The organism is Actinoplanes sp. NPDC026619 (genome assembly GCF_040638295.1).
Lineage (GTDB): Bacteria > Actinomycetota > Actinomycetes > Mycobacteriales > Micromonosporaceae > Actinoplanes.
In genome coordinates, this window is the sequence record NZ_JBEZYA010000028.1 from 57,291 (window position 1) to 70,634 (window position 13,344).

At 70.5% G+C, this 13,344-nt stretch carries 11 protein-coding genes; 6 read left to right on the top strand and 5 right to left on the bottom strand.

Translation table 11 applies throughout. From position 1 onward, the window contains the following. Positions 1-99: 99 nt before the first annotated feature. The 4 genes from AB0E90_RS41645 (at position 100) to AB0E90_RS41660 (ending at position 3,664) form a co-directional block, all read left to right on the top strand. Entirely contained in the window at positions 100-1,320 is a 1,221-nt protein-coding gene (locus tag AB0E90_RS41645; RefSeq protein WP_360417831.1) for a sugar efflux transporter, read from the top strand. Positions 1,321-1,360: 40 nt separating this feature from the next. Then, positions 1,361-1,858 (top strand): cation:proton antiporter regulatory subunit, encoded by a 498-nt coding sequence (locus AB0E90_RS41650; RefSeq protein ID WP_360417832.1) that lies wholly within the window; start codon positions 1,361-1,363, stop codon positions 1,856-1,858. 13 nt (positions 1,859-1,871) lie between these two features. Then, entirely contained in the window at positions 1,872-3,080 is a 1,209-nt protein-coding gene (locus AB0E90_RS41655; protein WP_360417833.1) for a cation:proton antiporter, read from the top strand. 140 nt (positions 3,081-3,220) lie between these two features. After that, positions 3,221-3,664: a hypothetical protein gene (locus tag AB0E90_RS41660; RefSeq protein WP_360417887.1), complete on the top strand. Its 444-nt coding sequence runs from the start codon at positions 3,221-3,223 to the stop codon at positions 3,662-3,664. A 10-nt stretch (positions 3,665-3,674) separates the two neighbouring features. Here the strand turns inward: AB0E90_RS41660 and AB0E90_RS41665 are convergent, their stop codons facing one another. The 5 genes from AB0E90_RS41665 to dnaK all read right to left on the bottom strand — a co-directional run bounded on the left by AB0E90_RS41665 (position 3,675) and on the right by dnaK (position 9,172). Then, entirely contained in the window at positions 3,675-4,772 is a 1,098-nt protein-coding gene (locus AB0E90_RS41665) for an NAD(P)/FAD-dependent oxidoreductase (RefSeq protein WP_360417834.1), read from the bottom strand. A 149-nt stretch (positions 4,773-4,921) separates the two neighbouring features. Then, complete coding sequence (locus tag AB0E90_RS41670; RefSeq protein WP_360417835.1) at positions 4,922-5,356, bottom strand: MerR family transcriptional regulator; 435 nt, start codon at positions 5,354-5,356, stop codon at positions 4,922-4,924. Between the two features lie 21 nt (positions 5,357-5,377). Next, a complete protein-coding gene (gene dnaJ / locus AB0E90_RS41675; protein ID WP_360417836.1) occupies positions 5,378-6,580 on the bottom strand; it encodes a molecular chaperone DnaJ in 1,203 nt (400 codons plus the stop codon). Positions 6,581-6,647: 67 nt separating this feature from the next. After that, positions 6,648-7,292 carry a nucleotide exchange factor GrpE gene (grpE, locus tag AB0E90_RS41680; protein ID WP_360417837.1) on the bottom strand — a complete coding sequence of 215 codons (645 nt, stop codon included), beginning with the start codon at positions 7,290-7,292 and terminating at the stop codon, positions 6,648-6,650. Continuing rightward, positions 7,289-9,172 carry a molecular chaperone DnaK gene (gene dnaK / locus AB0E90_RS41685; protein ID WP_360417839.1) on the bottom strand — a complete coding sequence of 628 codons (1,884 nt, stop codon included), beginning with the start codon at positions 9,170-9,172 and terminating at the stop codon, positions 7,289-7,291. Before dnaK ends, grpE begins: the two co-directional genes overlap by 4 nt. 831 nt (positions 9,173-10,003) lie before the next feature. On the opposite strand from dnaK, the gene AB0E90_RS41690 reads away from it, so the two are divergent. After that, complete coding sequence (locus tag AB0E90_RS41690) at positions 10,004-11,641, top strand: GTPase domain-containing protein (RefSeq protein ID WP_360417888.1); 1,638 nt, start codon at positions 10,004-10,006, stop codon at positions 11,639-11,641. Continuing rightward, positions 11,638-13,320: a GTPase gene (locus AB0E90_RS41695; protein ID WP_360417840.1), complete on the top strand. Its 1,683-nt coding sequence runs from the start codon at positions 11,638-11,640 to the stop codon at positions 13,318-13,320. Before AB0E90_RS41690 ends, AB0E90_RS41695 begins: the two co-directional genes overlap by 4 nt. Positions 13,321-13,344: the final 24 nt, after the last annotated feature.

Consider the following 13,344-nt stretch of genomic DNA (forward strand, 5'->3'; position numbering starts at 1 on the left):
GCGTGGATGACCGTGTCGACAACGCCAACCGGAGATCTGTCGTGATGCCCGCCACGACGCCGCCCGAGCAGGACCTTCACCGCCGTAACGTTGCGCTACGTGCTCCGCCGGCTTCTCCCGCTCGCCCTCATCTTCATCGTGGTCGGCCTCGCGACCTCGTTCGTCGGCCCCTACCTCGCTCTCTTCCTGGCCGACGGCCTCCATGCCGGGCCACTTGCCACGACCGCGTTCCTGGTCGTCGCGCCGATCTCCGGCGTCGCCATCTCGTGGCTCATCGGGCGAGCCTCCGACCGGTGGCCGATCCGGCGGCAACTGCTCATCGGCGCGGCGCTGGCCGGCGCGGCCGGCACCGCGCTGACCGCGCTCTTTCAGAACTACTGGGCGGTGCTCGCGGTCACCGTCTCCCTCACCGCGGTTGCCGGGGCACTCTTCCCACAGAGCTTTGCGTACGCCCGCCAGGTGCTCCAACAGCGCGAGCCGGGCCGGGCCGCGTTCGGGATCAGCGCGCTCCGCACCCTCTTCTCGGCCGCCTGGGTGGGTGGGCCGCCACTGGCCGCGATCGTGCTGGCCGCGCACGGCTTCGGCTGGACCTACGGCCTGGCCGCGGCCCTGTACCTGCTGGGCGCCCTGATGATCGTGCTCTGGCTGCCCCGGGTGCCGCAGCCGGCCGTGGGCACCGCCGAGGTCGAGACGCACCGCGCCGCCGCCGTCCGCCCGATCACCCTCTTCCTGATCATCGCGAGCTTCACCGCGGTGACCACCGCGTCGACCCTCAACGTCCAGGCCATGTCGCTGTTCGTCAGCGACGACCTGGGCGGCTCGATCCGCCAGGCCGGCCTCGTCCTCGGCGTCTGCGCGGCGCTCGAGATCCCGATGATGCTGGCCCTCGGCGCGCTGACCACCCGGATCCCGGTGCGCCGGCTGATCTTCGTGGGCGTGGCCTGCGGGGTGGCCTACCACTCGATCGTGGTGGTCGCGACCAGCGTCTGGGTGCTGGTCGCCGCGCAGGCGCTGCAGGCCATGGTCATCTCGACGGTGGGCGCGCTGAGCATCTCCTACGTGCAGGATCTGATGCCGGACCACCCGGGGCGGGCCACCACGATGGTGACCAACACGTTCCCGATCAGCCAGATCCTGGCCGCTCCGCTGTTCGGGCTGGCTCAGCACTTCGGCTTCCGTCTCGCGTACGGGATGAATCTCGGGCTTTGCGTTCTTGGTCTGATCCTGCTGATCGCCAGCGGGCGCATGCGTCCGGCCGAGGCTGAGGCGGAGTCGGCTGCTGATCAATTCTCCGGTGCAGAACCGGCATATCACCCATAGTGGAAGGGTGCACGCCTCCGAGTCCGTTACCGTGGTCGGCGTGCGTGTACGGGTGGAACAGACTCCGCTGCCGGGAATCGGTGTCCGCCACGATCTGGTGACCTCCTCTGGTCGTACGGTCGGGGTGGTCTCTCATCGCAACGGCCGCCGCGACCTGGTGTTGTACGACGTGGATGACCCGGATTCGTGTCTCGCGTCGATACCGCTGACCGACGGCGAGGCCGAGGCGCTCGCTGACGTGCTCGGCGCCTCCCTGATGCTCGGCCAGCTCGCCGGTCTGCGTCAGCAGGCGGCCGGGCTGCTGACCGAGCAGATCGCGCTGCCGGCCGGCTCGCCGTTCGTGGGCCGCCGCCTGGGTGACACCCGGGCCCGCACTCGCACCAGCGCGTCCATCGTGGCCGTCCTGCGCGACCGTGAGGTGATCGCCTCACCCGGCCCGTCCTTCACCTTCGAGGCCAACGACGTGGTGGTCGCCGTCGGCACGCGCGATGGCCTGGACGGCGTCACCGCCATCCTGGCCGGCGAGCACGACGACTAGGTCTTTGTAGGAAATGCACAGTACGACGATCCTCCTCATCGAGGTCGGCGCGCTGCTCTTCGCGCTCGGCATGCTCGGCCGCATCGGCCGCACGATCGGCCTGTCGCCCATCCCGCTCTACCTGCTCGCCGGGCTGGCCTTCGGTCACGGCGGTGTCATCCCGCTCTCGGCCAGCGAGGAGTTCATCCAGGTCGGCGCGGAGATCGGGGTGATCCTGCTGCTCGTCATGCTCGGCTTGGAATACTCCGCCACCGAGCTGGTCGGCAACCTGCGCGCCGCCGCCCCGGCCGGGGTGATCGACGCGCTGCTCAACGCGCTGCCCGGGGCCGGCTTCGCGCTCCTGCTCGGCTGGGACTGGCAGGCCGCCCTGGTGCTGGCCGGCATCACCTGGGTCTCCTCCTCCGGCGTGATCGCCAAGGTGCTCGCCGACCTGGGCCGACTCGGCAACCGGGAAACCCCGGTGATCCTCTCGGTGCTGGTCATCGAGGACCTGGCGATGGCGTTCTACCTGCCGCTGGTCACCGCCGTGCTGGCCGGGGTCGGCCTGGTCGGCGGGGCCAAGGCGCTGGCCGTCGCGGTGGTCACGGTGATCGCCGTCCTGGTCGTCGCGATCCGCTACGGCAGCACGATCAGCAAGTTCATGTCGGTGAACGACCCGGAGGCGCTGCTGCTCAGCGTGCTCGGCCTGACCCTGTTCGTGGCGGGCGTGGCGGCCGAGCTCAAGGTCTCCGCCGCGGTCGGCGCGTTCCTGGTCGGCATCGCGCTCTCCGGCCCCGTCGCCCACCACGCCACCCAGATGCTGGAACCGCTGCGCGACCTGTTCGCCGCGGTGTTCTTCGTGTTCTTCGGCCTGTCCACCGACCCGGCCGACATGCCGCCGGTGCTGCTGCCGGCGCTGGGCCTGGCCGTGCTGACCATGTCGACGAAGATCCTTACCGGTTACCTGGCCGCCCGCCGGGTCGGCATCGCGCTGCCTGGTCAGCTGCGCGCCGGGCTCGGCCTGATGCCGCGCGGCGAGTTCTCGGTGGTCATCGCCGGCTTGGCGGTGGCGTCCGGGGTGGAGCCCAAACTCGCGCCGCTGGCGACCGCCTACGTATTGATCACCGTTGTCACCGGGCCGATGCTCGCGCGGCTGCCCGATTACCAGTGGTTCAAGAACATCGTCAGGCGCCGGATGGCCCTCCGTCAGCGCCGAACGGCCCCTGTTCCCGCAGGTGAGTGACCTTAATTACGGTCAAGACTGCGCAAAGCTACTGACCAGTATCCGATTGTGATGCCGCAACACTTCCGTATGAACTTTCGGCGCGCTACCGTTCCGCCTCGACAACTACGTGTTAATCGGACTTTCTGGTGGGCGGCGACGTGACGGTGCGTGAGTCGACTTTCTACGGGTTCGCAAACCCGGTAGATCCCCGACCCGAGGAGATGCAGGCCTGGGCTTACCACCCCGAGGCCGTGCCGATCGATGCCATGCCGGGCGACTGGGACCTGCTGATCTCCGGCGACGTGCTCGCGCCCACTCTCTTCGAACTCGCGATGGACAGGCAGTGCCCGGCGCGCCGGTTCGCGCTGCACTGCATGTATATCTACGCCGCCGACGGAGTCCGGCAGAACGCAACCGGCCTGCGCAAACGTCGCCTCAAGAAGTTCGTCGAGCGGGCCGAGGAGGTCGGCGACGAGCCGATGGCGATCTGGGCCCACAACTGCCGCGTCCTGATGAGCCGGCCCGAGACGTTCGACTACTCCGACTGGATCGAGGGTGGCCTGGTCCGCCACCCCCGCCGGCTCGGGATGTTCGGCCGCTGACCGCCGGCTCTCAGCCGGCTGCGAAGGACATGAACATGTCGGCCAGGCGGCGAGCGCCGTTCGGCCGGAACAGGTCGACCAGGTTCGACGCGGACTCCTCGGCCGCGGTGCGGGCGCGCGGGAACATCGCAGCCTCGTAAGCGCCGAGCGCGGCCTCGGCGTCTTTCGGGTGCGCGACGATCGCCTGCGCCAGCTCGGCGCCGTCCTGCATGGCCAGGTTGGCGCCCTCGCCGGCGAACGGCGACATCAGGTGCGCGGCGTCGCCGACCAGCGTCACCCCGGGCACCCGCGACCAGCGGTGCCCGACCGGCAGGGCGTAAATCGGCCGGGTGATCAGCTCGCCCTCGCTCTCCGCGATGATGCCGCGCAGGTCGGGGTGCCAGTCGGCGAAGAGGCCGACCAACTCGTCGCGAGTCACCGCGCCGTCGGCCCAGCCGGACGGCTGCTTCACCGCGACGTACGCGCAGATCTCGTCGTTCGGCTCGCGGTGGGCGAGGATGCCACGCTCGTCGTCGAGCGCGAAGAGCATGCCTTCGCCGCAGGCCGCGGCGAGTCGCGGGTGGCCGGCCGCCACATCCGGGATCCGGATCTCGACGAACGACAACCCGGAGTAGACCGGCTGGTCGGTGGAGACCAGCGGCCGGATCCTCGACCACGCGCCGTCCGCGCCGACCAGCAGCTCGGTGACTTCGGTACGCCCGTCGGCGAAGGTCAGCTCGTGCCCGCTGTCGACCGGCCGCACCCCGGTGACTCGGAAGCCCCAGCGGACGGCGCCCTCCGGCAGTGCGTAGAGCAGCAGGTCACGCAGCGCGCCCCGGTCGATCTCCGGCCGCTTGTCGTTGCCCTCCTCCTCGAGCAGCACGGCCGCGTGCTTGTCCAGCACCCGGGTGGCGTCGCCGCCGGTCAGGACGTGCCGGCGGAACTCGTCGAACAACCCGGCCGATCGCAGCGCCATCTGCCCCGACTCCTCGTGCATGTCGAGCATGCCGCCCTGGTGCCGAGCGGTCGGCGAGGAGTCCAGGTCGTAGACGACGGACTCGATCCCGTGCACGTCCAGCACCCGGGCCAGGGTCAGCCCGCCCAGCCCAGCTCCGACAATCGTGATCATCTCGGTCTCCTCTCGACCGGGCATTCAGCCCATCACCGTTTCGCCGCTCACCTGCTGGCTTCCGAGATTACACGAACATGTTCGTAGCGAACATGTTCGTGACGCCACAAAAATAGCGGCCCCTCCGCGAAGGAAGGGCCGCCGACTGACTACTTGTCGGAAGACCGGCGCGGCCGCCAGATCACCAGTGCGGTGGACGGCGCTTCCTGCCGGACCAGGTCGCGGCTGGAGTAGGGACTCTCCATCCGGGCGATCCGGGTGTACGCGTCGTCGAGCTGCTGCTCCAACTCGGCCACCCGGTGCTGCAGGTCGGCCACCAGCTGCTCCAGGCCGATGATGCGCTTGATGCCGGCCAGGTTGACGCCTTCGTCCTGGCTCAGTTTCTGCACCTCGCGCAGCAGGGCCACGTCGCGCTCGCTGTACCGGCGGCCGCCACCGCCGGCCCGGCCGGGCTGAACCAGCCCGAGCCGGTCGTACTGGCGCAACGTCTGCGGATGCATCCCGGCCAGCCGTGCGGCCACCGAAATGATCAGGACCTTCGCGTCGGAGGCCTGTTCCACGGAGATGTGGATCTCTTCATACATATGCCACCTCCCGATAGGGCTCTAACCGCCTCGGCGCACGCGCGCCTCGAGCCGGTCCCGCCCAGCCGGCGGGGTCAGTTTCGCGAAACGCTCCAGCGCATCGCGCGCTTCCCCCGTGACAGCATCCGGCACCTGAACCTCGACCGTGACGATCAGGTCGCCGGGTGGTCCGTCCTTGCGGGCCACGCCCTTGCCCCGGGCCCGCAGCTTGCGTCCGCTCGGGGTGCCGGGTGGCACCCGCATGGTGACCGGACCGTCCAGCGTCGGCACCCGCAGGTCGGCGCCGAGCACCGCCTCGGCGATGCTGATCGGCAACGTCAGGGTGAGATCGTCGCCACTGCGCCCGAACAGGTCGTCCGGACGCACCATGACCTGCACGTAGAGGTCACCGGCCGGACCACCGCGGTCGCCCGGCTCACCGCGGCCGGAGAGCCGGATGCGCTGGCCGTCGGCCACCCCGGCCGGGAACCGGACGTTGATCGTGCGGGCCTTGGTGACCCCGCCCGTGCCCCGGCACTCGGTGCACTTCTCGTCGACGATCGTCCCGGCGCCCTGGCACTCCTTGCACGGCTCGCTGAAGCTGAACGAGCCCTGGTTGCGGGAGATCAGGCCGCTGCCGTGGCACTGCGGGCAGGTCCGCGGGGAGGTGCCCGGCTTCGCCCCGTTGCCGTGGCAGGTGTCGCACGCGCCGGCCGACCGCAACGTCAGCGGCAACGTGGTGCCCCGCACGGCCTGGGTGAAGTCGAGCGTCACCTCGGTCTCCACGTCGCGGCCGCGACGAGGGCCGCGACGGGCCGCGGCACTGCCGCCACCCGGGCCGCCACCGGAAAATATCGAGCTGAATATGTCGGAGAAGCCGGCCCCGCCGAAGCGCCGGTCGCCCGGGCTGCCGGCCCCGGCGCCCGCACCGGAGAACCCGCCGAACAGGTCGGACGGGTCGAACTGCTGGCTGCCGCCGGAGCGAGCGCCCCGGCGGAACGCGCCCGAGCCGAACAGGGAGCGCATCTCGTCGTACTCTTTGCGCTTCTTGTCGTCGGACAGCACGTCATAGGCCTCCGAAGCGGCCTTGAACTTCTCCTCCGCCTCCCGGTTGTCCGGGTTGCGGTCGGGATGCAGATCGCGCGCCAGCTTCCGGTACGCCTTCTTGATCTCGTCGGATGAGGCGGACCTGTTCACGCCCAGAACGGCGTAGAAGTCCTTTTCGAGCCAGTCCTTCGAGCTCATCGCGTCCACCTCCTCCTAGCGGTAGTCCCGCCCACCGCGGCGCGGTGAGCGGGACGAGCCTGTGAGATCACTCGGGGTCGGCCACCGCGACCAGGGCCGCCCGCAGCAGCCGCTCGCCCAGCGTGTAACCCCGGCGCATGACCTCGACGCAGGTCGGTTCGGTGACGTCGGCCGACGTCAGGTGCGCGACCGCCTCGTGCCGGTTCGGGTCGAACGAGTCGCCCTTCTCGCCGAACGCGGTGAGACCGAGCTTGCCGGTCACCGCGGTCAGCTGTTCCGCCACCGAGGCGAACGGGCCGACCAGATCGCCGTGCTCCCGGGCCCGGTCGATGTCGTCGAGCACCGGCAGCAGCGCGGTGAGCACCGCACCCGTCGTGAGCTCGGCGGCCGCCGACCGGTCGCGGTCGACCCGCTTGCGGTAGTTGGCGTATTCGGCCGAGACCCGCTGCAGGTCGTGGGTCCGTTCGTCGAGCTCGCCGCGTAGGGCCTCGAGCTCGGCCCCGAGCGCCGGGGACGCCGCCGGTGCGACGGCTTCCACGGGCTCGGCACCCTCTTCCGGCTCGGCGGCCCGGTGAGCACCGCCAGTCGCCTTGTCCGCGGCCTCGGCGGCGACTTTCGCCTTCGCCTCGGCCTTGGCGTCGATCTTGCGGCGGTCCCGGATGACGACCCGCTCGGTCGCCTGACCGTCGTTCTCGTCGTCCGCGGCAGTCACTTCTTGTCGTCCTCCACGATCTCGGCGTCGACGACGTCGTCGGCACCTCCGGCGGCGGAAGCGGACGGGCCGGCACCGGCCGGGTCGCCCGGCGCCTGGGTGCCGTCGGCACCCGGGGCACCGCCGGCGGCGGCCTGCGTTCCGTCACCCTGCGAGTAGAGCAGAGAGCCGGCTTCCTGGGAGACCTGCGAAAGGTGCTCGTGGGCCGACTTGATCTTCTCGATGTCGGAGCCACCGAGCGCGCCACGCAGCTCGCCGAGCGCCTCGCCGATCTTGGACTTGCTGTCCTCGGGCAGCTTGTCGCCGCTCTCGGCCAGGAACTTCTCGGTCTGCCACTGCAGCTGCTCGGCCAGGTTGCGGGTCTCCGCGTCCTCGCGGCGCTTCTTGTCCTCGTCCGCGTGGTCCTGGGCGTCGCGCATCATGCGCTCGATGTCGTCCTTCGGCAGCGCGGAGCCGCCGGTGATCGTCATCTTCTGCTCCTTGCCCGTGCCCAAGTCCTTGGCGGACACGTGCACGATGCCGTTCGCGTCGATGTCGAAGGAGACCTCGATCTGCGGGACGCCGCGCGGGGCCGGCGCGATGCCGCTGAGCTCGAAGGTGCCGAGCTTCTTGTTGTAGGCCGCCATCTCGCGCTCGCCCTGGAAGACCTGGATCAGCACGGACGGCTGGTTGTCGTCAGCCGTGGTGTAGACCTCGGAGCGGTGCGCCGGGATGGTCGTGTTGCGCTCGACCAGCTTGTGCATGATGCCGCCCTTGGTCTCGATGCCCAGGGACAGCGGGGTGACGTCGAGGAGCAGGACGTCCTTGACCTCACCCTTGAGCACGCCGGCCTGCAGAGCGGCACCGACCGCGACGACCTCGTCCGGGTTGACGCCCTTGTTGGGATCCTTGCCGGTGATGCCCTTGACCAGCTCGGCAACGGCCGGCATGCGGGTCGAGCCACCGACCAGGATGACGTGGTCGATGTCGGCGAGCTTGACGTCGGCGTCCTTGATCGCGGACTCGAACGGGCCCTTGCAGCGGTCGAGGAGGTCCTGCGTCATGCGCTGGAACTCGGCCCGGGACAGCGACATGTCCAGGTGCAGCGGGCCGTCCGGGCCGGCCGTGATGTAAGGCAGGTTGATGCTGGTGGTGCTGGCCGCGGACAGCTCGATCTTGGCCTTCTCGGCGGCCTCGCGCAGACGCTGCAGCGCCATCTTGTCGGCGCCCAGGTCGATGCCGTGCTCACCGCGGAACGTCTTGACCAGGTGGTCGATGACCCGCTGGTCCCAGTCGTCGCCGCCCAGGTGGTTGTCGCCGGAGGTCGACTTGACCTCGATGACGCCGTCGCCCAGCTCGAGCAGCGAGACGTCGAAGGTGCCGCCGCCCAGGTCGAAGACCAGAACGGTCTGCTCCTTGGAGCCCTTGTCCAAGCCGTACGCCAGGGCGGCGGCGGTGGGCTCGTTGACGATCCGCAGGACGTTGAGGCCGGCGATCTCGCCCGCCTCCTTGGTGGCCTGGCGCTGAGCGTCGTTGAAGTACGCCGGGACGGTGATTACCGCGTCCGTGATCGTCTCGCCGAGGTACGCCTCGGAGTCGCGCTTCAGCTTCATCAGGACCCGCGCCGAGATCTCCTGCGGGGTGTACTTCTTGCCGTCGATGTCGATCGACCAGTTGGTGCCGACCTCGCGCTTGACCGAACGAATCGTCCGGTCCGGGTTCGTCACCGCCTGACGCTTGGCGACCTCGCCGACGAGCACCTCACCGTTACGGGCGAAGGCAACGATCGACGGAGTCGTCCGGGAGCCCTCCGCGTTGGCGATGACGGTGGGCTCGCCTCCTTCCAGAACGCTGACGCAGGAGTTCGTGGTGCCGAGGTCGATGCCGACCGCACGTGCCATGGTGGTCCTCGCTTCTTACAGAGCTCGGTTCGATAACAAGGTTGAGTGGAACCGACTCAATGATGCCACGGGCATGCTCATCGTCAACTCGAACTTGAGCGAAGCCGACGCAACTGCGCGACGCATCGATCCCTGCAGTTCGGTAGATACCTGTCCGGTCACGGCATACCGGTACCTGTTGTCCTGCATGCATAGATCGGGCACTCTTTAGCCGTGACGACGCACGGTGACGCGGTCGGTCCATCGGCCATTTCCGCCGTGGACTCCGCCGCGCAAGAGCCCGAGGGATCGGACGAGAAGGGCCTGACGAGCACGGTTTCGGCCGATGCCGGTGACAACTCTGATCCTACGGAAGCCGTCGTGTCACGTCAGTCACATCGTGATCCGGAGGACGAGGCGCCCACTGAGGCTGCCGAGCCGGTCGCCGAAAGTGACCCGGAAACCAAGATCGAGTTACCGGACGATGTCGCCGAGGAGCCCGCGGCCTCGGAAAACCCGGCGGTAACCGAAAGTTCATCCGACTCCGAGGCCGTTCCGGAAGAGACAAAACGGACGCCCGAGGAGGCCAAGCCGGACCCTGAACCGGAGCCGACCGCGGAAATCGAGGCGGACCCGGAACCCGAGGCCGTCGAGTCCGTCGTCGAGCCCGAGGCCGCCGTCGAGCCCGAGGCCGCCGTCGAGCCCGAGGCCGCCGTCGAGCCCGAGGCCGTCGCTGAGCCGGAGCCCGCGCCCGCGCCGGTGCCTGTCGAACCGCCGCCTGCGGTCGGTCGGCTCGCCACCGCGCTGAGCAACCTGCGCGCGGCGATCGGCGGCGCGAACTACCCGCTGATCATGCCGTCCGCCGAAGAGGCCCGGCGGATCGGCGCCTCGCTGGTCGCCCAGCTCGACGACTACCTGCTGCCCCGCCTCGCCCGGCTCGACGCGCCGCTGCTCGTGGTCGTCGGCGGCTCCACCGGGGCCGGCAAGTCCACCCTGGTCAACAGCCTGGTCCGGGCGCCGGTCAGCACGGCCGGCGTGCTCCGCCCGACGACCCGCTCGCCGGTGCTGGTCAGCAACGCGTCCGACCTGCAATGGTTCCGCCAGGGTCAGCTGCTCCCCGGGCTCGTCCGCACCCCGGAGTCGAGCGCGGACCCCCGTACCCTGCAAATTGTCTCTGCGCCGGTGCTCGGCGCCGGGCTTGCGTTCCTCGATGCTCCCGACATCGACTCGGTGGTCGAGGGCAACCGCAAGCTGGCCGCTCAGCTGCTCGCCGCCGCCGACCTGTGGTTGTTCGTGACCACCGCGGCGCGGTACGCGGACAACGTCCCGTGGGAGCTGCTCACCACGGCCCGGCTGCGCGGCACGGTGATCGCCCTGGTGCTGGACCGCGTCCCGCCGGAGGCGGCCGCCGAGATCACCAACCACCTGCGCGAGATGCTGGCCGCCCGCAACCTGGGCGCCGCGCCGTTGTTCGTGCTGCCCGAGACGACGCTCGACGGGCAGGGACTGATCGCGGAGGATGTGATCGGGCCGCTGCACGACTGGTTCAAGCAGCTCGCGGCCGACTCGAGCGCACGCTCGGCGGTGGTGCGCCAGACGCTGGACGGTGCGCTCGGCGCGCTGGTCCCGGCGGTGGCCGGGCTCGCCGACGCGGCCGACGACCAGGCTGTGGCCGCGCGGGCGCTCGACGAGCGGATCACCATCGCCTACCGCAACGCCCGGCAGACCGTGGTCGAGGGGCTGCGCGACGGCCGGCTGCTGCGCGGCGAGGTGCTGGCCCGCTGGCAGGAGTTCGTCGGCACCGGCGAGTTCATGAAAACGCTGGAAAACCGGATCGGGCAGCTGCGCGACAAGGTGATCTCGGCGGTCACCGGGCGCCCGCTGCCCGGTCGCAACCTGCAGACCGCGCTGGAGTCGCAGCTGGTCACACTGCTGCGCGGGGTGGCGACCGACGCGGCCGAACAGGCGTACGCGGCCTGGCAGGCCCACCCGGCCGGCGCCGCCCTGCTGGAGCCGTCGTTGCAGCGCCCGTCGGAAGGGTTGCCGCAGAGCGCCGACCGGCTGGTCCGCGACTGGCAGCAGTGGGTGCTGGGCCTGGTCCGTGAGCAGAGCTCGGAGAAACGGGTGATCGCGCGCGGCGCCGCCTACGCGGTGAACGGCGCCGGCCTCGCCGTGATGATCGCCGTCTTCACCTCGACCGCCTTCATCCCGACCGGGCTCGAGGTCGCGGTCGGCGCCGGCACCACGGTGGCGGCGCAGAAGGTGCTCGAGGCGATCTTCGGTGATCAGGCGATCCGCGGGCTGGCCAACCGGGCCCGGGAAGATCTGCTCTTCCGGGTCGGCGAGTTGCTCGACGCCGAGGCGGCGCGGTACACCGAACGTACGGCGGCCACCGGCCTGGACACGGCTCCGGCCATGGATCTGCGCCGGGCCGCCGCCGAGGTCGAGGACGCCCGGGCGGAACTCGCGTTGACGGGGAGCGCGACATGAGTTTGGTTGAGAAGGTGCGCGGGGTTCTGACGAGTACGGACGGGCGGATCGACGCCCAGGAACTGGTGCAGCGGCTGGAGTCGCTGTCCAAGTTCCTGCGCCTGGTCGATCCCTATCTGCCCGATGCCGACCTGGTGGCGGCACACACCCTGGTCGAGCGGGCCGGCACCCGGCTCGCGCTGTCGCGTGACCACACCGTGGTCGCGCTCGCCGGCAGCACCGGTAGCGGCAAGTCGAGCTTGTTCAACGCGCTGGCCCGGCTGAAGCTGTCGCCGGTCGGCGTGCGCCGGCCGACCACCGGCGCCGCGCACGCCTGCGTGTGGGGACCGCTCGAACCGGCCAACCAGCTGCTGGACTGGGTGGGTGTGCTGCCGCGGCAGCGCTTCATCCGGGAGAGCGCGCTGGACGGCGACGACGAGGTCGCCCTGCGCGGGCTGGTGCTGCTCGACCTGCCCGACTTCGACTCGATCGAGCGCAGTCACCGGCTCGAGGTCGACCGGCTGCTCGGCCTGGTCGACGAGGTGATCTGGGTGGTCGACCCGCAGAAGTACGGCGACCGGATCCTGCACCAGGCCTATCTTTCCCAGTTCAGCACGCATGCCGGCGTCACCATCGTGGTGCTCAACCAGGCCGACCGGCTGTCCACCCACGACACCGAGGTGGTGCTCGGCGACCTGCGCCGGCTGCTGGAGGAAGACGGTTTGTCCGGCGCCCCGGTGCTGGCCACCTCGGCCAAGCAGCCCGGCATGCTGGCCGAGCTGCGCGAGACCTTGGAGAAGACGGTCGCCGACCGGCAGGCCGCGCTGCGCCGCCTGGCCGGTGACCTCGAGTCGGTCAGCGAGCCACTCACCACGATGATCGGGCCGCCGGCCGCCGAGGACGAGGTCGACCGGGCCACGGTCCGGCAACTCACCGAGGCGCTGGCCGCCTCGGCCGGGGTCGGCGCGGTCGCCGACGCCGCCGCCGGCTCCTATCGGCACCGGGCCGCTGCCGCCACCGGCTGGCCGGTGCTGCGCGGCCTGGGCCGGCTGCGGCCCGACCCGCTGCGCCGCCTGCACCTGGGCGCCAAGCCGAAGACCGACTCGGTCTCCACCGACATCGTGCCGCGCACCTCGCTGCCCGAGGCCGACGCGGCCCAGAAGTCGGCCATCGGGCTGTCGGTGCGGGCGGTCGCCGGCCGGGCCGCGGCGCCGTTGCCGCCGGTGTGGGCGTCGGCGCTGACCAACGCGTCCCGCTCGCGTCTCGGCGATCTCCCCGACGCGCTCGACCGGGCGATCGCCAAGACCGACGTGGGCGCCGACCGCACACCGCTGTGGTGGCGCGGCGTCGGCCTGCTGCAATGGCTGTTCGTCGCGGCCGCCGTGGCCGGCCTGGGCTGGCTCATCATCGGTTACGGGATTCGCATGCTGGCCCTGCCCGAACTGCACTATCCGAAGCTCGGCCAGGCGCCGCTGCCCACGCTGTTGCTGCTCGGTGGCCTGGTCGCCGGGGTGCTGCTCTGGTTGCTGCTCAAGCCGCTCGTCGAGTGGGGCGCCCGGCGCGCCCGGCACCGGGCCGAGCAGCAATTGCGGGCGGGCGTCACCGATGTCGCGCGGGAATACGTGGTGGCGCCGGTTCGCGAGGTGCTGAACGCGTACGCGCAGGCAAGGGAAGCGTTGACCACCGTTCGTTCGGAGTAGTCACCGGGCGGCGCTGTCCCGGTA